The 18337-nt window shown below is 72.8% G+C and carries 16 protein-coding genes and 2 tRNA genes; 4 read left to right on the top strand and 14 right to left on the bottom strand.

The window, feature by feature from the left end:
• Positions 1–136: 136 nt before the first annotated feature.
• A complete protein-coding gene (locus ABZS54_RS11000; protein ID WP_355533408.1) occupies positions 137–1069 on the top strand; it encodes an SGNH/GDSL hydrolase family protein in 933 nt (310 codons plus the stop codon).
• A gap of 166 nt (positions 1070–1235) precedes the next feature.
• On the opposite strand, the gene ABZS54_RS10995 is transcribed toward ABZS54_RS11000, so the two are convergent.
• Positions 1236–1309 (bottom strand) — tRNA-Ile (locus tag ABZS54_RS10995).
• A 385-nt stretch (positions 1310–1694) separates the two neighbouring features.
• On the opposite strand from ABZS54_RS10995, the gene ABZS54_RS10990 reads away from it, so the two are divergent.
• Positions 1695–2639 carry an NADP-dependent oxidoreductase gene (locus ABZS54_RS10990; RefSeq protein ID WP_355533405.1) on the top strand — a complete coding sequence of 315 codons (945 nt, stop codon included), beginning with the start codon at positions 1695–1697 and terminating at the stop codon, positions 2637–2639.
• Positions 2640–2672: 33 nt separating this feature from the next.
• Here the strand turns inward: ABZS54_RS10990 and ABZS54_RS10985 are convergent, their stop codons facing one another.
• Positions 2673–3647 carry an LLM class flavin-dependent oxidoreductase gene (locus tag ABZS54_RS10985; RefSeq protein ID WP_355533402.1) on the bottom strand — a complete coding sequence of 325 codons (975 nt, stop codon included), beginning with the start codon at positions 3645–3647 and terminating at the stop codon, positions 2673–2675.
• A gap of 107 nt (positions 3648–3754) precedes the next feature.
• On the opposite strand from ABZS54_RS10985, the gene ABZS54_RS10980 reads away from it, so the two are divergent.
• On the top strand, positions 3755–4291 hold the full coding sequence (locus tag ABZS54_RS10980) for a nuclear transport factor 2 family protein (protein WP_355533400.1): 537 nt from the start codon (positions 3755–3757) through the stop codon (positions 4289–4291).
• Between the two features lie 61 nt (positions 4292–4352).
• Here ABZS54_RS10980 and ABZS54_RS10975 read toward each other — a convergent pair.
• A tRNA-Asn gene (locus ABZS54_RS10975) sits at positions 4353–4425 on the bottom strand.
• A 162-nt stretch (positions 4426–4587) separates the two neighbouring features.
• Here ABZS54_RS10975 and ABZS54_RS10970 point away from each other — a divergent pair.
• Positions 4588–4878 carry a YtxH domain-containing protein gene (locus tag ABZS54_RS10970; RefSeq protein WP_355533397.1) on the top strand — a complete coding sequence of 97 codons (291 nt, stop codon included), beginning with the start codon at positions 4588–4590 and terminating at the stop codon, positions 4876–4878.
• Between the two features lie 148 nt (positions 4879–5026).
• On the opposite strand, the gene ABZS54_RS10965 is transcribed toward ABZS54_RS10970, so the two are convergent.
• The 11 genes from ABZS54_RS10965 to lepB form a co-directional block, all read right to left on the bottom strand.
• On the bottom strand, positions 5027–6499 hold the full coding sequence (locus ABZS54_RS10965) for an FGGY family carbohydrate kinase (RefSeq protein WP_355533394.1): 1473 nt from the start codon (positions 6497–6499) through the stop codon (positions 5027–5029).
• Between the two features lie 41 nt (positions 6500–6540).
• Positions 6541–7668 carry an RNA polymerase sigma factor gene (locus ABZS54_RS10960; RefSeq protein WP_355533391.1) on the bottom strand — a complete coding sequence of 376 codons (1128 nt, stop codon included), beginning with the start codon at positions 7666–7668 and terminating at the stop codon, positions 6541–6543.
• 125 nt (positions 7669–7793) lie between these two features.
• Complete coding sequence (gene dnaG, locus ABZS54_RS10955; RefSeq protein ID WP_355533388.1) at positions 7794–9728, bottom strand: DNA primase; 1935 nt, start codon at positions 9726–9728, stop codon at positions 7794–7796.
• Between the two features lie 52 nt (positions 9729–9780).
• Positions 9781–11088: a deoxyguanosinetriphosphate triphosphohydrolase gene (locus ABZS54_RS10950; protein ID WP_355533385.1), complete on the bottom strand. Its 1308-nt coding sequence runs from the start codon at positions 11086–11088 to the stop codon at positions 9781–9783.
• A gap of 65 nt (positions 11089–11153) precedes the next feature.
• A complete protein-coding gene (whiG, locus tag ABZS54_RS10945; RefSeq protein WP_020553224.1) occupies positions 11154–12002 on the bottom strand; it encodes an RNA polymerase sigma factor WhiG in 849 nt (282 codons plus the stop codon).
• A 746-nt stretch (positions 12003–12748) separates the two neighbouring features.
• Complete coding sequence (gene dprA / locus ABZS54_RS10940; protein ID WP_355533383.1) at positions 12749–13918, bottom strand: DNA-processing protein DprA; 1170 nt, start codon at positions 13916–13918, stop codon at positions 12749–12751.
• Positions 13915–15525 carry a YifB family Mg chelatase-like AAA ATPase gene (locus ABZS54_RS10935; RefSeq protein ID WP_355533380.1) on the bottom strand — a complete coding sequence of 537 codons (1611 nt, stop codon included), beginning with the start codon at positions 15523–15525 and terminating at the stop codon, positions 13915–13917. Before ABZS54_RS10935 ends, dprA begins: the two co-directional genes overlap by 4 nt.
• 2 nt (positions 15526–15527) lie before the next feature.
• Complete coding sequence (locus tag ABZS54_RS10930) at positions 15528–15923, bottom strand: YraN family protein (protein WP_355533464.1); 396 nt, start codon at positions 15921–15923, stop codon at positions 15528–15530.
• A gap of 185 nt (positions 15924–16108) precedes the next feature.
• Entirely contained in the window at positions 16109–16435 is a 327-nt protein-coding gene (locus tag ABZS54_RS10925; protein ID WP_020553228.1) for a DUF2469 domain-containing protein, read from the bottom strand.
• A gap of 145 nt (positions 16436–16580) precedes the next feature.
• The gene (locus ABZS54_RS10920) at positions 16581–17150 is read right to left on the bottom strand and encodes an NUDIX domain-containing protein (RefSeq protein ID WP_355533377.1); all 570 of its coding nucleotides are present in this window, start codon (positions 17148–17150) and stop codon (positions 16581–16583) included.
• An 86-nt stretch (positions 17151–17236) separates the two neighbouring features.
• The gene (gene lepB, locus ABZS54_RS10915; protein ID WP_355533374.1) at positions 17237–18241 is read right to left on the bottom strand and encodes a signal peptidase I; all 1005 of its coding nucleotides are present in this window, start codon (positions 18239–18241) and stop codon (positions 17237–17239) included.
• Between the last annotated feature and the right edge of the window lie 96 nt (positions 18242–18337).

The following is an 18337-nucleotide window of genomic DNA, read 5'->3' as shown; positions in this document are numbered from 1 at the left end:
GACGGCGCCACTCCCGGCAATGTCGGCCTTCACACGAAGGAGTGACGTACCGTCGATGGACATCGTCGTGTCGATGCTAGGGGTCGGAGGGGGCGGCGTGGGTGGGAAACGACGAGTAGGGGCGGCAACCGCAACGATGGTCGCAGCGTTGTTGACGCTGTCCTCCTGTAAGGACTCGGACGGCGGAAAGAGTGCCGCGCCGGCCGCGGTCGGGGCCAACCAGGCGGCCGAGTCGAGCGGGAGGCAAACCGGGAAGCCCGGCAACCCGAGCGCGGCCGAACAGCCCAACTCGAAGGCCCTGATCCCGACTCCGGATGCGCCGGCGACCGCGACCACACCACCTCGGCCGCGCTCGATGGCGGCCCTGGGTGACTCGATCACCCGCGGCTTCGACTCGTGCTCGCCGCTGCAGGACTGCCCGGAGAAGTCGTGGGCCACCGGCACCTCGGCCGATGTGAACAGTCACGCCAAGCGGCTGGGGCTGCCCGCGGACGCGGTGTTCAACAACGCCGAGACCGGCGCCCGGATGTCGGATCTGGCCGGTCAGGCCCGCGAGGCGGTCCGAGAGCGGGCCGACTACGTGACGATCCTGATGGGCGCCAACGACGCGTGCCGCCGCACCGAGGCCGAGATGACCTCGCCGGGCACGTTCGAGAGCCAGTTCCGCGACGCGCTGCACGTGTTGCGCGAGGGACTGCCGCACACGCGCGTGCTCGTGGTCAGCGTGCCGGACCTGGGCCGGATGTGGGAGACGGGCCACGACGAGATGTTGGCCCGCACGGTGTGGTCGGTGGCGAACGTGTGCCAGTCGATACTCGAGGACCCGCAGTCGGCCAAGCCCGCCGCGTTGGACCGTCGACAGCGGGTGCGTGATCGGGTGACCGCCTACAACGCGAAGCTGCGCGAGGTGTGTTCGACCTGGTCCAACTGCCGCTACGACGGCGGTGTGGTGAACACCCAACGATTCGGCAAGAACGACGTCAGCCACTGGGACTGGTTCCACCCCAGCGTGGCCGGTCAGCGCACGCTCGCGGAGGTGACGTCCCGCCAGGGATACACATGGGGATAGCCCGTACGAGTGATTTGCCTCCCGGAACCCCCGGGAGGCCCGCTAAGCTCTCACTTGACTACGGAAAAGAGTCGCCCAGCCACACACAGCGACGAAGCTTACTGACGAAAGCAGCCGACCGAGACACAACACAGGAAGCACACTGCGCGACGCCGACCTGAATAGGTGGGGCGGGTGGGACTCGAACCCACGGCCAGAGGATTATGAGTCCCCTGCTCTAACCAGCTGAGCTACCGCCCCTCGCCGTCCGCTGCCGGACAACCTGAGGCAGCATAACCGGTCAGGCACGACCATCGCCCGGGGGGATCCTCGCGAGCGTGGTCTCTTCCTGCCCGAAAGTGTTCGCATCCCGCCGCCGGGTCTCGGCGGGGCCGGCGCCCGCCACGCCCGCGGTCGCTGGGGCGACCGTCGCGATTCGCACACTCGCTCGCTCCACCGCGCCGGCCTGCTTCACGACATGCGCCGGCGTCCGGCCGTGGTGTGCCGAGCGCCGTACCGAGTCCCGTCGTCGTGCGCGGCACCGCGATCACGTCCACCCCGGCCCGGGCCGCCGGTCGTTTACGACGCCTCGCGCGCGGTCACTCGGGTGATCCCGGTCATCCGTCACTTGTGCGAGGAGAACACCATGCGCGCCGTCGCCGTGAACGAGTTCGGAGGCGACCCCAAGGTCGTCGACGTGGCGAAACCGACACCCGGCAGGGATGAACTGCTGGTCGAGGTCGCCGCGGCGGCCGTCAACCCGTTCGACTGGAAGGTCGCGGACGGCATGCTCGCCACGTCCATGGAACACACGTTCCCGCTCGTGCTCGGGATGGACTTCGCCGGCACCGTGGTCGACCGCGGTGCGGACGCGGCGCAATTCTCGGTCGGCGACCGGGTGTTCGGCTCGGTACTGCGCGCACCCGTGGGCGCGGTGGGCGCGTACGCCGAATTCCTGACCGTGCCCGCGGCCGGCCTGGTGGCCTCGGCCGCCGGCCTGGACCCGGCCCAGGCCGCCGCGTTGCCCACCGCCGCCGGCACCGCGCTCGGCCTGCTCGAGGCGGGCGGCATCCGGGCCGATCAGACCATCCTCCTGGTCGGCGCGGCCGGTGGCGTGGGCACCTTCGTGACCCAGCTCGCGGCGGCCCGCGACGCCCGGGTGCTCGCGGTCACCCGGGGCGTCGGCGCGGCCGGGATGGGTGCGCTCGGCGCGGCCAAGACCTACGACGCGACCGGTGGCATCGTCGTGGATCGGGTGCGCTCGGACTATCCCGACGGCGTGGACGCGCTCGTCGACCTGGTCTCCGACGCGACCGACTTCGCCGCGTACGCCCGGCTGATCCGGGACGGCGGAGTGGCCCTGTCCACCCAGTTCGTCGCCGACCCGCAGGAACTCGCCGGTCGTGGGGTCGAGGCGATCAACCACAACCAGCGCTCCACGGCAGAGCTGTACGACCGGCTCGCCGACGAGCTGCGCGCACACCGGATCACCGTGCCGATCGAGGCTCGTCTGCCGCTGACCGACGCTGCCGGCGCCATCGCCCGCAGCCGCCTGGGCGGCGCCCGCGGCAAGACGGTGATCCTGCCGTAACCGCTCGCCCGGCGGCGGCGGCCGGACCGCCGGTCAGGCCAGCAGCGGCGCCAACCGCGAGCACAGCGTGGTCACATGGGTGCGCACCATCTCCTCGCCCATGCCGCTGAGCGAAGCGAAGAACCACACCGTCTCGATCGGCGTATCGGCCACGTACGCCCGAATCTCCCGCGCCGCCTCCTCGGGCGTCGCGTGCAGGAAGTGGCCGGGCGCGGCGGACAGTCCCCGCGCCCGCCACCGGTCCGGGTCGATCGGACGCGGCGGCGGCGCGTCGGTGCCCTCGACCGCGTACCGGTGATAGCCGTCCCACTGGTGCGCGAGGTGCCGGGAGACCACCGGCCAGTCCCGTTCGGGGTCCTCGGTGATCCAACCGTTCAGCAGGCCCGCCATCCGGGCGGCCGCCGGGTCGTGGCCCGCCTCGCGCAGTCCGTCCAGGTAGGGCGCGGCCATCGCCGGGTTCGCGGTGAGCAGTGATTCACCGAGCAGCCCGGCCCGGCGCGCGCCCTGCGGCCCCTGGTAGCCGAGCCAGATCCGCGGCCGGCGCTGGACCGGCGACGGCGTGATGGTCCCGCTCTCCCACAGCCGGCGGATCTCGCGGGCGCTCGCGTCGGTTGCCGCGAACCGGGTCCTGAGCGACTCGGTCCGGTCGAAGAGGTCGTACTCGGGCTGCCGGTATCCGGTGCCGATGCCCAGTTCCAGCCGGCCGCCGCCGATCAGGTCCACGATCGCGGCCTCCTCGGCCAGGTGCGCCGGGTGGCGCAGCGGCGCGATGGTGACGCCGGTGCCGATCCGGGCCCGCCGGGTGCGGGCGGCGATCGCGGCGGCCAGGGTGAGCGGCTGGCTGAGGTAGCCGTCCTCGAAGCCGTGGTGCTCGGTGGTCCAGATCGAGTGCACCCCCAGCCGATCCGCCTCCTCGCACAGCTCCAGGGTGAAGGCGTACAGCCGGGACCAGTCCTGCCGCCACTCGACCGGATTGCGCAGGTCCAGGTAGATGCCGACGTTGACCATGCGACGCTCCCCACGGGTGGGTGCCCGGATCGGCCGACCCGGGGCGTCGCCTCGGCCGGTCATCTGACACGGTGATATCTGACTGACCGTCAGCTTACGGAGGCAGCATGTCCGACCCGATCACCGCCCGGCTCGATCGCCTGGAGGCACACGAGCAGATCCGCCAACTCGCCGCCCGCTACGCGCTCGCGCTGGACAGTCGGGACGTGCCGGCGCTGGCCGCGCTGTTCGTGGACGACGTGCGCACGGGTGACGGCGGCGTCGGCCGGGACGCGCTGGCCCGGTGGTTCGACCCGGTACTGCGTCCGTACGGGATCACGTTTCACCTGATCGGGAACCACGTGATCGATCCGGTGGACGAGGACCACGCCACCGGCGTGGTCTACTGCCGCCCCGAACACGAGGTGGGGGACCTGTGGGTGGTGATGCCGATGCAGTACCTGGACCGCTACGAACGGCGAGACGGGCGGTGGTACTTCCGCAGTCGCAAGCCCCGGGTGTTCTACGCGGCGGACGTCCTGGAGCACCCGCTGTCCGTGCCCGACCGGTTCCACTTCCCGAACAACCCGATGATCACGGACGCCCAGCTGCCGCAGGCGTGGGCCTCGTGGCGGGAGTTCTGGGCTCGTTCCGGGAGCGAGTGAGCCGGCATCGATGCGCAACGCACGAGCGCCCGCCGGATGACCCGGCGGGCGCTTGTGAAGGCTCCCGCAATTGGACTCGAACCAATAACCTGCCGGTTAACAGCCGGCTGCTCTGCCAATTGAGCTATGCGGGATTGCGTCGGACCGTTTGGCGGTCGCTGCGTGGAATACATTAGCGCATTCCCGGGGGTGGCCCGCACCAGGGTTTTTCCGGTAGGACCTCACAGGTTGCCCACGCACCGCGCCCGGGTAGGCGCTGACGTGCACGGGCGGGACACACGACCGCGGAGGACATCATGATCAACAAGCTCACCTTCGTCACCGGCCTCGCCATCGGCTACGTCCTGGGGACGAAGGCCGGGCGCGAGCGGTACGAGCAGATTCGGAAGTTGTCCGGCACGGTGGCGGGCAGCCCGCCCGCTCGCAAGGCCGGGCACGCGGCGGCCGGACTCGGCCGCGAGGCCGGCGTCAAGGCCGGTCGGGCCATCGGGGACCACCTGCCCGAGCGGGTGGGACGGCACCTGCCGGACCGGTTCGGCAAGAACGGCACGTCGGTGACGACCTCGCGCTACGGACAGGGTCTGTAGCGGCCCGCAGCGGCCTGTGGACGGGCTGCGGACAGGGCTCTCGGCGGCACCTGGCAGCCCGTGGAGGTTTCGAGCACCCACGGTCGGCGGCGTCGACCGGGTGGGCCGGACATCGGCCCACCCGTCGACGGCGGCGTCCGTGGCCCGGTCACCCCCTGCGGTGACGTCCACCCAGCTCCACGCCCTCGCGCGGCGGCGCTACCGCGCCCGGGTGCAGCCGATCGCGCACCTCGCGATACTGCGCCCGGACCGCGTCGCCGAGCGCGAGTTCCTCCTCGGCGGGTTCCAGGAAGGTGCCCACTCCCGAGGACCACGCCGGCAGCGCCCCGAACAGCGCCCATGCGGCCTGTCTTGCCGCGCCCTGGGCCACGTAGCGTCCGGCGAGCGGCGCCGCGGGCACCGCGGTGGGCAGCCCGAGCAGGGCCGGCGCGACCGCGGACACCGCGGCCGAGCGGGCACCGGGACCGACCAGGATCACCCGGTCCACCGCCACGTCCCGGTCGCGCAGCACGTCCAGCGCGTCCGAGATACCGCACAACATCCCCTCCACCGAGGCTCGCGCGAGCGCCGCCGGGGTCATGCTCTCCTGGCGCAGCCCGGTGAGCGTGCCCGCCGCGTGCGGCAGGTCGGGGAGCCGCTCGCCGTCGAGGTAGGGCAGCAGGACCAGTCCGCACGCGCCGGGCGTGCACTCCAGCGCGACCCGGTCGAACTCGTCGGCGTCCAGCCCCAGCATCGACGCGGTTCCGCGCAGCACCCGGGCCGCGTTGAGGGTGCGGGTCAGCGGCAGGTGGCGCCCGGTGGCGTCGGCGTGGAAGGCGACCACGCCGGTGGGATCGGCCACCGACACCGGGTGCTGCGCGAACGCGGTGCCGGTGGTGCCGATCGCGACCACCACGTCGCCGTCGGACAGGCCCGCGCCCAGCGCCAGCGCCGCCTCGGCGCCGGTGCCGGCCGAGACCAGCACCCCTTCGGGGGTGTGCCCGGCGGCGCCGCCCGGCGCCAGCACGATCGGTGTGCGCGGCACCCGACCGATGGCCAGGTGCAGCAGGTCCTCACGCCACTCGCCCGTGGTGGCGTAGTAGCCGGTGGTGGAGGCGTCCGCGCGGTCGGTGACCGGGTCGGGCGGACAGCCGAGCAGTTGCCAGGTAACCCAGTCGTGCGGCAGCAGCACGGAGGCGATCCGGGCCACCGCATCCGGTTCGAAGCGGGCGAATCGGCGCAGTTGGGCGATCGCCGACGACGAACCCGGCACCGCGCCGGTCGCCGCGGTCCACGCGGCCTTCCCGCCGAGCGCGTCCACCAGGTCCGCGGCGGCTCCGGAGGCGCCGGGGTCGTCCGCGGGCAGCGGATGCCCCAGGACCACACCCTGTGCGTCCAGCGGGACCGCGCCGTGGTTCTGCGCGGCCACCGAGATCGCCGCCACGCCGTCGAGGAGGCCACCCGCCGCGGCCTCGCCGAACGCCCGCAGCCACGCGCCGGGCGTGGTCGCGGCGCCCTCGGCGTACGCGGCGCGCCCCTGGCGCAGGGGCGTACCGGTCGCGGCGTCGCAGACGAGGATGCGCACCTGGCGCGCTGAGCAGTGCACCCCGGCGACGAGGGTGGGTGTCGGGCTTGTCGGCATGGGCGAATTCTGACAGCACCAGGACACCGGAACGGTAGGGATCAGTCGAGATATCCCCGCAGTTGCTCCGAGTAGGACCGCTCGCGGAGTCGGGACAGGGTGCGCGACTCGATCTGGCGTATGCGCTCGCGGGTCACCCCGAAGACCCGGCCGATCTCCTCCAGGGTGTGCGGTTCGCCGTCGGCGAGCCCGTAACGCAGTTGCACCACCCGGCGCTCGCGGTCGCCCAGCGTGGACAGCAGTGCCTCCAGGTGTTCGCGCAACATCAGGGAGGCGGCGGCCTCGGCCGGGGAGGTCGCGTCGGTGTCCTCGACGATGTCACCGAGCAGCACCTCGTCCTCGCCGACCGGAGTGTGCAGGGACACCGGCTCCTGGGCCAGTCGCAGGATCTCGGTGACCCGCTCGGCGGTCAGGTCGAGCACCTCGCCGACGTCCTTGGCGGTGGGCTCCTCGCCGCGTTCCTGGAGCAGTCGGCGCTGCACCCGGATGACCCGGTTGATCAGTTCGACCACGTGGACCGGGACCCGGATGGTGCGGGCCTGGTCGGCCAGCGCCCGGCTCATCGCCTGGCGGATCCACCATGTCGCGTAGGTGGAGAACTTGTAGCCACGGGTGTAGTCGAACTTCTCCACCGCCCGGATCAGGCCCAGGTTGCCCTCCTGGACCAGGTCGAGCAGGCCCAGGCCGCGCCCGATGTAGCGCTTGGCGATCGAGACCACCAGGCGCAGGTTTGCCTCGATCAGGCGGCGCTTGGCCCGTTCTCCGTCGCGGACCAGGGTGGCCAGCGCGTCGTGGACGGCGGGGTCGGTGGGCGGGTCGCCGAGCAGGCGTTCCTCGGCGAACAGGCCGGCCTCGACCCGACGGGCCAGGTCGACCTCGTCCGCGGCGCTCAGCAGCGGCACCCGGCCGATCTCGCGCAGGTATTGGCGCAGCAGGTCGGCGGACGAGCCGCCGGACTCCACCGTGCGCGGGGCGTCCTCGGGTTCGCCGTCGGCGGCCGGTCGTTCGACGCCTTCGGCCGCGGCCGGCGCGGATGGTGTGGGTGGCGCGGTTCCTGGGGTGGCGTGCTCCGTGAGGACGGTGGCCGGGCCCGGTTCAGGCTCATCCGTCCGATCCGTGTGGGTGGGGTCACCGCCGGGCGTTTTCCCCCCTCTGGTGTGCCGATGCACCTTCCCCAGTCTGCTGTACGAGGGGGCCTGTAGCCGAGAGTCCGGCGCGGAATTCTCGCCGGCCGGCGGCGGCTGGGGCACACCGACGTGGCCGGACCGGGCGGGGTCGGTTTCCCGCCGTCGGGTCAGCCGCCGGGGGCGTACAGCGCCTCGGCGCCTCGGTCGAGCAGGGCGCGCTTGTACGTCTCCAGGGTGGTCAGCTCCTGCCAGACCAGCGCGTATTCGTCCGCGTCGCGGACCGGATCGATGCGCAGCAGGCGGGACTTGGCGTCCGCGATCCGGCGTTCGGCGGAGAACACCCGCAGCCGGACCAGGTTGCCGTCGGCGTAGGCCCGGTCCGGGTCGGCGGTGCGGTGCAGGCTCTCCACGGCGAGTTCGGTGACCATGTGCCGGACGGTGTCGTCGGGTGCGGCCGTGCGCACCTCGGCGACCCAGTTCGGGGTCTGCGCGAGCTCGCAGCACACGCCGCCGGCGACAGCGATCGCCGCGCGCACGGCCGCGTACGGCGGCGCGGTGAACTCGTCGACCTCGTAGTGGTCGAACGCCGGCGCCACCAACGCGGGAGCCTGCAACGCGAGCTTGAGCACCTCGCGTTGCACGGCCTGGCACATGTCGCGCGGATCGGGCCGGAAGCCGGCCGGTCGCTGCGGGGCCTGCGGTTGCCGGCCGGGCTGCGCCGGGACCTGGCCCTGCTGAGTGCCCCGCTCGCCGCGTGCGGCGCGCTCGCGCTGCCACCGGTTGACCTGGGCGACCCGGGCGACCACGAATCTCTCGTCCAGGAAGCCGAGCATCGAGTCGAGCCGGACCGCGTAGGTGTGCCGCAGGGCTTGGTCCTTGATGCCCGCGATGACCGGCGCGGCCGCGTCCAGAGCGGCCACCCGGCCCTCGGCGGTGGACAGGTCGTGGCCCTCGATCCGGGACTTGATGGCGAACTCGAAGAGCGGGACGCGTGCGTCGATCAGGCCGAGCACGGCCTCGTCGCCCTGCTCGAGCCGCAGGTCGCACGGGTCCAGGCCGCCCGGCTCGACCGCGACGAAGGTGCGGGTGACGAACTTCTGGTCCTCCTCGAATGCCCGCAGCGCGGCCTTTTGGCCCGCCGCGTCGCCGTCGAAGGTGAAGATCACCTCGCCGCGGAACTCGCCGGAGTCCATCAGCAGCCGACGCAGCACCTTGATGTGCTCGTCGCCGAAGGAGGTGCCGCACGTGGCGATCGCGGTGCCCGCGCCGGCGAGGTGGCAGGCCATCACGTCGGTGTAGCCTTCGACGATGACCGCCCGGCCGGACTTGGCGATCTCCTTCTTGGCCAGGTCCAGGCCGTACAGCACCTGGGACTTCTTGTAGATCGGGGTCTCGGGGGTGTTCAGGTATTTGGGGCCGTTGTCGTCGTCGTAGAGCTTGCGCGCGCCGAAGCCGATCACGTCGCCGGTGATGTCGCGGATGGGCCAGATCAACCGGCCCCGGAAGCGGTCCATCGGGCCGTTGCGGCCCTCGCTGGCCAGGCCGCCCTCGAGCATCTCCTGCGGGGTGAAGCCCTTGCCGCGCAGGAAGCGGACCAGGTTCTCCCAACCCTTGGGCGCGTAGCCGAGCGCGAACCGTTCGGCGGCGTCCTGCTCGAAGCCGCGGTCGGCGAGGAACTGGCGGGCGGTCTCCGCCTCGGGGCTGCCGAGCTGATCGGCGAACCAGCGCGCGGCGATCTTGTGCGCCTCGACCAGGCGGGTGCGTCGGCCCTGCTGGCGGCCCGGCGTGTAGCCGCCCTCCTCGTAGCGCAGCTCGATGCCGTACTGCTGCGCCAGCCGCTCCACGGTCTCCGAGAACGTGGTGTGGTCCAGGCGCATGACGAAGTCGAGAACGTCGCCGCCTTCGCCGCAGCCGAAGCAGTACCAGAGGTTCTTCGCCGGGCTGACCTGGAAGGACGGGGACTTCTCGTCGTGGAAGGGGCACAGCCCCTTGAAGTTTCCTCCGCCCGCGTTGCGCAGTTGCAGATGTTGTTCGGCGATCTCCGCGATGCGTGCCGTCTCGCGGACCCGCCTGACGTCTTCCTCACGGATACGGCCGGCCACGATCGTCGAGTCTACGGGTCCGCGCGGTGCGCGTCGGCGGCGGCCGGGCGGCTCACCGCGAGCTCAGCGCGGCGTGCAGGGTGATCGCGGCGCGGTCGGTGAGCGAGGCCACCTGGTCCACGACCACCCGCAGCCGGGCCGCGTCGTCGGCTGCCCGGTCCCAGTCCTCGCGCAGCGACGCGTCCAGGACCTCGGGGCCGCCGGCCACGAGCAGTTCGACCAGCTCGGTGATCACCGCGCGCTGGCGCTCGCGCAGCCGGTCGGCACCCTCGCGGGCCATCACGTAGCGCGCGGTGACCGCCTTGAGCACGGCGCATTCGAGGCGGATGTCGCGCGGGACGATCAGGTCGGCGGCGTAGCGGGTGACCGGGTCGGTGCCGTACAGCTCGCGGGTGGCGTGTTCGGCGGCCAGGCAGAAGCGGCCGATCAGGCCGCTGGTGGCGTTCTTGAGCCGGGCCTGGGCCCGGCGCGAGCCGTCGTAGCCCACCGGCCAGAAGTCGAGCGCGAGCAATCGGTCCAGCGCCTCGCCGAGTTCGTCGGCCGCGCAGTCGGGGCGGTAGCGGCGCACGGTGAGGTCGAGCAGCTCGCGCCGTTCGCCCGGGTCGCGCAGCCGAACCAGGTCGAGCCGGTGCGATTGCACCGCGTCCTCCAGGTCGTGCACCGAGTAGGCGACGTCGTCGGACCAGTCCATCACCTGGGCCTCCAGGCAACGGCGGTTCGGGTCGGCGTCGGCACGCACCCAGTCGAAGACGGCCCGGTCGTCGTCGTAGGCACCGTAGGAATGTGTGTCCCGGCGGCGCGGCCACGGGTACTTGAGCACCGCGTCCAAGCCGGCGCGGGTCAGGTTCAGGCCCACGCTGCGGCCGTCGGGGCCGAACGTCTTGGGTTCGAGCCGGGTGAGCAGGCGCAGGCTCTGTGCGTTGCCCTCGAAGCCGCCGCAGGTCTTGGCCGCCTCGTCGAGGGCACGTTCGCCGTTGTGGCCGAACGGCGGGTGGCCGAGGTCGTGGGCCAGGCACGCGGTCTCCACCAGGTCGGGGTCGCAGCCCAGGGCCTGGCCCAGCTCACGGCCGATCTGGGCGCATTCGAGCGAGTGGGTGAGCCGGGTGCGCGGGCTGTCCTGGCCTGCGGCGGCGGTCTCGCCGGGGACCACGACCTGGGTCTTGCCCGCGAGTCGGCGCAGCGCGGCCGAGTGCAGCACCCGAGCCCGGTCGCGCTCGAACGCCGTGCGCCCGGGCCGCTTGTTGGGTTCGGGAACCCAGCGGGCGAGGTCCTCGAAGCCGTAGTGGCCCTGTCGGGTTCGATCCTTTGCCCCGGGCCGAGACGCGGGAAGTCCTGTCGTGCCTGCCGTATTGCTGTCCACTTGTCCACATTAAGGAATCGCACCGACATTCGACGAAGGCCGGGCCGCGAACAACGGGGGAACCTTCACCGCGCGTCGGACAACTTGCCGCGCAGTTGGAGCACCGCCTTGGTGTGGATCTGGCAGGTTCGGCTCTCGGTGACTCCGAGCACCTGGCCGATCTGGGACAGGGTCAGGCCCTCGAAGTAGTAGAGCGTCACGACGGTCTTCTCCCGTTCGGGCAGCGCGTTGACCGCCCGGGCGAGCAGGTGCCGCATCTCTCGGCTCTCGGCCACCTCGACCGGGTCGTCGGCGGTGGTGTCCTCCAGCGTGTCCACCAGGCTGAGCCGATCGCCGCCGTCCTGCCCGGTGTGCAGGAGTTCGTCCAGGGCCATCACATTGATCAGCGAGAGCTGGCTGAAGATCGCGTGCAGGTCCTCCAGCGCGATGCCCATCTCGCGGGCGACCTCGACCTCCGAGGGCGTGCGATTGAGCTTGGCCTCCAGGCCCGCGTAGGCCAGTTCGACCGCGCGGGCCTTCTGCCGCACGGACCGGGGGATCCAGTCCAGCGCGCGCAGTTCGTCGATGATCGCGCCTCGGATGCGGCTGATCGCGTACGTCTCGAACTTGATCGCGCGGTCGAGGTCGAACTTCTCGATCGCGTCGATCAGGCCGAACATCCCGTACGAGACGAAGTCTGCCTGGTCCACGTTGGCCGGAAGGCCGACGCCGACGCGCCCGGCGACGTACTTCACGAGCGGCGAGTAATTCAGGATGAGGCGTTCCCGCAGGGTGGGATCGCCCGAGCGCTTGAAGTCGCTCCAGAGGTTCTCCAGCGCGCGGTTGGAAGCGCCACCGTCCTCGACGGTGACGGCCGGTCCGTCCTGGGACGCGGCCGCGGTGGCGCTCTTACGCCCTGGGGTTTGCTTGGGCATACGTGGCCTTGAGTCGTTCCACAAAGACGTGCGTGCAGATCTGGGTCTTCGCGAGCGTAGCGTGACCTGACGACTCCCGAGCGCTACGAATGGCTTGCCCGGCCCGGGTCGGCCGGGTCGCGGCGGTGCGGCCGGGGGCGCGCGGATCACCCCCGGCGGATTCGGGCGGGCGCGCGAAGGCGGCCTCCCCGAGGGCCCGGAGCGACGGTCGGGGCGGCCGGGCCGGCGGTTCGACCGGACGGCGGGCGGTGCGCCGGATTCGGCCCGCGCGGTGCCGCCCACCGGCGATGATCCACCGATCGAGGGGGTACCGGACGCGGCCGGCCCGGGGCGGCGTGCGCGTGTGCCCGACCGTGCTCGGAGTCCGCGCCGTGGCGCGCCCGTGCACGGCGATCGTGCCGGCCCGAACGGGCGTACCCGCCGCACCGGGTGCCCGCTCGGACGTCGACGCGGCCACGAGGTCGCGGGCCGCTACGGGCGTGTCGTCGAACGTCGCCGAGATCGACCGGGCACGCGCGTTCGAGCGGACCGGGGGCGATCTCGTGCCGGGTGCGCGCGAACCGGCCGAACCGCGGTGACCGGTCGCGGTCCGGTCGGGCAAGCGCGGCCGGCTGCGGGGCGATCCGGTCGGGGCCGCGGATGTCCCCTTCCTCGGCCGCAGCCTCGGCCACGTTCTCCTCGGTCACGGGGTATGGCACCTCCTCGATTGGGCCTCCCCTCACGGTGATGATCGCTGCCGCCCCAGGTCAAGCACCGCCACGGCGACGCCACCCCTTCGAGGTGCGATCGACCAGTTCGCGGGCGGCCAGGACGTCGAGATGGCGGCGGGTGGCTGCGGGTGCAACGCCGGCCTCGCGGGCGATCTGCGCCGTGGACGACGCGCCCCGGGTCGGCACCGTCTCCAGGATCCGGCGCGTCGCCGGCGCCAGATCGTCGCCCGGCCGGACCGGGCCGGACAACACCGGCGCGAGGTCGTCGCCGATCAGGCCCACCTGTTCGATCACCTCGGCCGCCCGGGTGATCAGCACCGAGCCCGGCTCGCGCAGCAGCGCGTGCACGCCGGCCGAACTCGGCGAGCCGACCGGCCCCGGCACGCCCATCACCTGGCGGCCCAGCCGCGCCGCCCGGCGCGCGCTGATCAGGGCACCGCTGCGCAGCGCCGCCTCGACCACCACGGTGCCCCGGGTCAGCGCCGCGATCACCCGGTTGCGCTCGACGAAGCGGTATCGGGTGGGATGCGCCCCGGGCGGCAGCTCGGTGACCAGGGTGCCCTCGTCGGCGATCCGGGCGAGCAGCCGTTCGTGTCCGCGCGGGTAGTTCACGTCGATTCCGCACGCGAGCACCGCGACGGTGGGGCCGTCCACCACGAGCGCGCCGCGGTGTGCGGCGGCGTCCACCCCGTAGGCGCCGCCCGAGACCACCGTCCAGCCCGCCTCGGCCAGGTCGGCGGCCAGCGTCGCGGCCACATGCGTGCCGTAGTCGGTGCACGCCCGCGCGCCCACCACCGCCACCGAACGCAGCGCGGCGAGCCGCAGCGGCGCCGCACCGCGCGCCCACAGGCCCAGCGGCCGGGCGTCCCCGAGGTCGTCGAGCTGGGTGGGCCAGCCAGGATCGCCGGGGACCACGAAGGCACCGCCGAGCCCGGCGATCCGCGCCAGATCCCGCTCCGGGTCGTGCCCGCCCAGTCGGACCCGGTAGCCGGCCGGATCCCGCCGGGCCAGCTCGACCGGCAACGCGGCGCCCGCCCGCAGGTCGGCCAGCAGCCGGGCCGCGCCATGGGTGCGCACCGCGCGGCCGAACGCCGCGTCACCCGGCTCCACCAAGCGGGTCAGCGCCGCCCGGGCCACCCGCTCCGCCGCGGCGTCCCGGGCGAGCGGGTCCCACTCGCCCCAGGGCAGCGGCTCCGGCCCCGTCACGGCGCGGGCTCGTCGTCGCCGGCCGAGTCGCCCCGGACGATGCCGGTCCGCAGTTCCAGGGCCGCGTCCACATCGGCCCGGCCGGGCCGCTCGTGCCCGCGCAGGTCGGCGACGGTCCAGGCGACCCGCAACACCCGATCCAGGCCGCGGGCGGTGAGCAGGCCGCGCTCCATGTCCCGGGCGGCCCGATCCAGCGCGTCCGGATCGACGCGCCAGCGGGTGCGCAGCTCGCGCCCGGGCACCTCGGCGTTGACCGCCCACCCGGTCCCGGCCAGCCGCCGTGCGGCCCGCTCCCGGGCCGCGAGCACCCGCGCGGCCACCACCGCCGACCGCTCCCCCGACCCCTCGGGCGCGAACAGCTCGGCCCGGGAGACCGCGTCCACGGTGACCCGCACGTCGATCCGGTCCATCAGCGGCCCGGACAATCGGGAGAGGTACTTGTGCCGCATCAGCACCGAGCACGTGCAGTCCAGGCCGCGCCCGGAGAACCGCCCGCACGGACACGGGTTGGCCGCCATCACCAGCAGGAACCGCGCCGGGAAGCACAACATCCCGCCGCTGCGCGCGACCGTGACCGTGCCCGACTCCAGCGGCTGCCGCAGCGCGTCCAGGACCCGGCCGGCGAACTCCGGGCTCTCGTCCAGGAACAGCACGCCCCGATGGGCGAGAGAGACCGCGCCCGGGCGGGGCAGGCCGTTGCCGCCGCCCACGATCGCGGGCATCGTGGCGCTGTGGTGCGGCGCGCAGAACGGCGGCGTGGTCACCAGCGGCAGGTCCGAGCGCAGCGTGCCGGCGATCGAGTGCACGGCACTGACCTCCAGCGAGGCCGGGCCGTCGAGCGCGGGCAGGATCCCGGGCAGCCGCTCGGCCAGCATCGTCTTGCCCGCTCCCGGGTTGCCGAGCAGGAACAGGTGGTGTCCGCCCGCCGCGCACACCTCCAGCGCCCGCCGGGCCCGGTCCTGTCCGGCGACGTCGGCCAGGTCGGCCGGCCGCGCACCGGCCGGCGCGGGGCCGGCGGCCAGGGTGCCGACCACGGCCAGGGGGTCCGGTCCCAGGCCGATGTCGGCCACCGCGTGTTCCGGCGCGGGCACCGGTTCGCCGCGCAGCAGCGCGAGCAGGTGGCGCAGCGAGGTCACCCCGCACACGGTGATCCCGGGCACCAGTTCGGCCTCCCCGGCCACCACGGCGGGCACCACGACCCGCGCGCAGCCCGCCGCAGCGGCGGCCATCACCGCCGGCAGTACCCCGCGCACCGGCCGCAGGCGCCCGTCCAGGCCCAGTTCGCCGACCATCACCAGGTCCTCGATCACGCGGGGGTCGAGCACCCCCGCCGCGGCCAGCACGGCGGCCGCGATCGGCAGGTCGAACCCGGATCCGGTCTTGGGCACGGTCGCGGGTGACAGGCCCACCGTGAGCCGCCGCTGCGGCCACTCCTCCCCGCTGTTGACCAGCGCGGCGCGGACCCGCTCCCTGGATTCCACGAGGGTCTTGTCCGGCAGGCCCACCAGCGTGAACGTGGTCACCCCGGGCTCCAGGTCGGCCTGGACCTCGACCACCACGCCGTCCACGCCCAGCAGGGTGACCGAGCGGGTGCGTGCGAAGCCCACGGTCAGCACACCCCCCGGACGTGCTCGACCCGGGCCGCCCCGCGCGCGGCCGCGAGCACGGCGACCAGATCGATCCGCACCTCGCGCCCCGGCGGGCCGCCGACCGGGTGGGCCAGCAGCCAGCGCTCCGCGAGCACCCGCAGCCGCTCCGCCTTGACCGCGCCGACCGCCTCCAACGGATGCTCGAAGCCGCCCGCCCGCCGAGTCTTGACCTCGCACACCACGAGCGTGGGCCCGTCCCGGGCAACGATGTCGATCTCACCGTCGCGGCAGCGCCAGTTCCGATCCAGGACGGCCATCCCGGCCTCGATCAGATACCGGGCCGCGACCCGTTCGCCATACCGCCCCACGGCGGTGTTCCGCGACTGCCGGGCCGATCCCACCACGCCCCGCGCCACACCCCGGGGGCCGCTGCCCCGGTCTTCGCCGCCACCCGCATCGTTTCGCACGACGACCACCTCCGGCACCGACAATGCCGGGGCCGGAGGTGGTCGAGAGCGCGTGCGCGACCGGCTGTGCACAACCCCGGTCGTTGTGGATGCCGCCCTTGCGGGTGTGGGACCGCGATCGGCGGCTCAGCCGCTCAGCCGCCGAACCCCTCGTTGCCCGAGGGCATCTCGAACTCGCTCTTGGTCAATTCCTCGACGTTGACGTCCTTGAAGGTGAGAACTCGGACATTCTTCACGAATCGCGCGGGTCGATACATGTCCCACACCCACGCGTCCGCCATGGACAACTCGAAGAAGACCTCCCCGTCGGCCGACCTCACGTGCAGCTCGTACTGGTTGGTGAGGTAGAAGCGCCTTTCCGTCTCGATGACGTACTTGAAGAGACCCACGACGTCGCGGTACTCGCGGTAGAGCTGCAGCTCCATCTCGGTCTCGTACTTTTCGAGATCTTCCGCACTCATGCGCGCCCCTCGCTCCTGCGCTTCGCTGTCGTCTCCCATTGTGTACCGGCGACCCTGGCGGCCACCGGCGCACCATGGCACAACCGTCCGGGAGGCCGCGGGCGGCCCGGATCGCCCGGGTGGGCCCCGGGCCGCCGGCCATCCCTCAGCCGTTCCACCACTCGAACGGCTCGTCGATCAGCTCGCCGGCCAGGAACGCCTCGAGCAGCTCGGGCAGCCGACCGGGATAGAACCGCACCGGGGCGGCCGCGATCTCGGCCGTGGACCACCACACCGCCTCCTGGTACTCGGCCAGCTCCTCGGCCGTCCATTGCGACCGATCCTCGCCGACCTTCGGCGCCCGCTCGGCGATCCGGACCAGGACCACGAACTCGTGTTGCACCCGCCGATGCCCCGGACGCACCCAGGTCACACTCCGCCGCCAAGTGGGCGGTCCCACGTCGGCGGGGGTGATCCGCAGGCCGGTCTCCTCCAAAATCTCCCGGACCGCCGCATCCACGTAGGTCTCGCCGGGGTCGAGGCCGCCGCCCGGCAGGTCGTACCACTGCGACGGGTCGGATTCGGGGACCCGGGTGCGAAACAGCAGCACCCGGCCGTCCGGGTCGAGCAGGACCACACGCACGGCGCGGCGTTCCAGGTCGGGAGCAAGGTCCGCGGGGTAGTCCGGAACCGGCTCCGGCACGTCTCCGGGCCATGACACGGGTTGAGTCGTCATCCACGGATTGTGCCCCGAACACGAACGGCCGGGTCGCCCGGGAGAAGGATTCCCGAGCGACCCGGCCGTACCGAAGCGGCCCGCGGTCAGGCCGGCGGCGCTCCCGAGGGGTCACGCGTGGCCGGCGCCGCCTCGGGTGCGCCGTCCACCCCGGCCCGGCGCCGGCGCCACAGCACCAGCGGCACGGCCCCGATCAGCCCGGCCGCCATCGGCGTGCCGCCGATCACGTCGAGCCCCAGACCCGGCTGATCGAACGTGCCCGGCACGCCGAGCCGGTGGATCCGGTTCAGCGGCCACACCACGGTGAACGCGCGCCCGATCACCTGGTCCTTGTCGACCGTCCCGCTGAACGGTTGGTCCATGTGGTAGCGCGAGTCGGACGAGTTGTCCCGGTTGTCGCCCATCAGCCAGATCCGACCCTTGGGCACGGTCACGTCGAACACCTTCGTCGACGGGGCCACACCCTTCTTGAGGTACGAACTCTCGTCCAACGGCTTCCCGTTGACCATCAGGCGACCCTGGGCGTCACAACACTGCACCCGGTCGCCGCCCACCCCGATCACCCGCTTGATCAGGTCCTTCTCGTCCGCGGACGGCATCAGACCGACCCAGGACATGCCCTTCTGCAACCCGCGCACCACCGCGTTGTCGGACTGCTTCGGGGCCTCCTGCAGCCAGTTGCCCGGGTCGTGGAAGACCACGACCTGACCGCGCTCGGGCTCCGCGCCGAACCACGGCGAGAACTTGTTCACCAGCACCCGGTCGCCGACCTTGATGGTGTTCTCCATCGACTCCGAGGGAATCGAGAACGCCTGGACCAGGAAGGTCTTGATGAGCAGCGCCAGAACGATGGCGATCAGCAGGAGCAGCGGCAGTTCCTTCCAGAACGACCCCTTCTTCTTGCGCCGTTCACCCGAGTCGGAGGCACCCTCGTCGTCCCCGGAGTCCTGCGGGCCGTCCGAGCCACCGGAGCCGCCCGGCTCGTCCGCGTCGGGCGGCGCACCGTCGCCCGGGCCGCCGGGCGTGGGGGTCGGACCCGCCGGCGGGAAGATCGGCGCCGCCTCCGGGGCGGCACCCTCTGGTCGCTTCACCAGATCGGGCGACTGCGCGGGTCCGTCCCCGCTCGTTGGTTGGGTCGGTGGCGCTCCGGGATCGTGCGGCGCGTCGGTCGGATGCCGCTCCTGCGG

Source organism: Embleya sp. NPDC005575 (assembly GCF_040605455.1).
Taxonomy (GTDB): domain Bacteria; phylum Actinomycetota; class Actinomycetes; order Streptomycetales; family Streptomycetaceae; genus Embleya.
Note: the sequence above shows the minus strand (reverse complement) of the source record. Positions and strands in the feature narration are given on the sequence as shown.

Bases quoted from the DNA above. Each gene is read 5' to 3' on its own strand.
- ABZS54_RS10970 (WP_355533397.1), top strand. From the start codon at position 4,588: ATGATCAACAAGCTCACCTTCGTCACCGGCCTCGCCATCGGCTACGTC.
- ABZS54_RS10985 (WP_355533402.1), bottom strand. From the start codon at position 3,647: ATGGTCAACGTCGGCATCTACCTGGACCTGCGCAATCCGGTCGAGTGG.
- ABZS54_RS10990 (WP_355533405.1), top strand. From the start codon at position 1,695: ATGCGCGCCGTCGCCGTGAACGAGTTCGGAGGCGACCCCAAGGTCGTC.
- ABZS54_RS10920 (WP_355533377.1), bottom strand. From the start codon at position 17,150: ATGACGACTCAACCCGTGTCATGGCCCGGAGACGTGCCGGAGCCGGTT.
- ABZS54_RS11000 (WP_355533408.1), top strand. From the start codon at position 137: ATGGTCGCAGCGTTGTTGACGCTGTCCTCCTGTAAGGACTCGGACGGC.
- whiG (WP_020553224.1), bottom strand. From the start codon at position 12,002: ATGCCCAAGCAAACCCCAGGGCGTAAGAGCGCCACCGCGGCCGCGTCC.
- ABZS54_RS10980 (WP_355533400.1), top strand. From the start codon at position 3,755: ATGTCCGACCCGATCACCGCCCGGCTCGATCGCCTGGAGGCACACGAG.
- ABZS54_RS10925 (WP_020553228.1), bottom strand. From the start codon at position 16,435: ATGAGTGCGGAAGATCTCGAAAAGTACGAGACCGAGATGGAGCTGCAG.
- ABZS54_RS10965 (WP_355533394.1), bottom strand. From the start codon at position 6,499: ATGCCGACAAGCCCGACACCCACCCTCGTCGCCGGGGTGCACTGCTCA.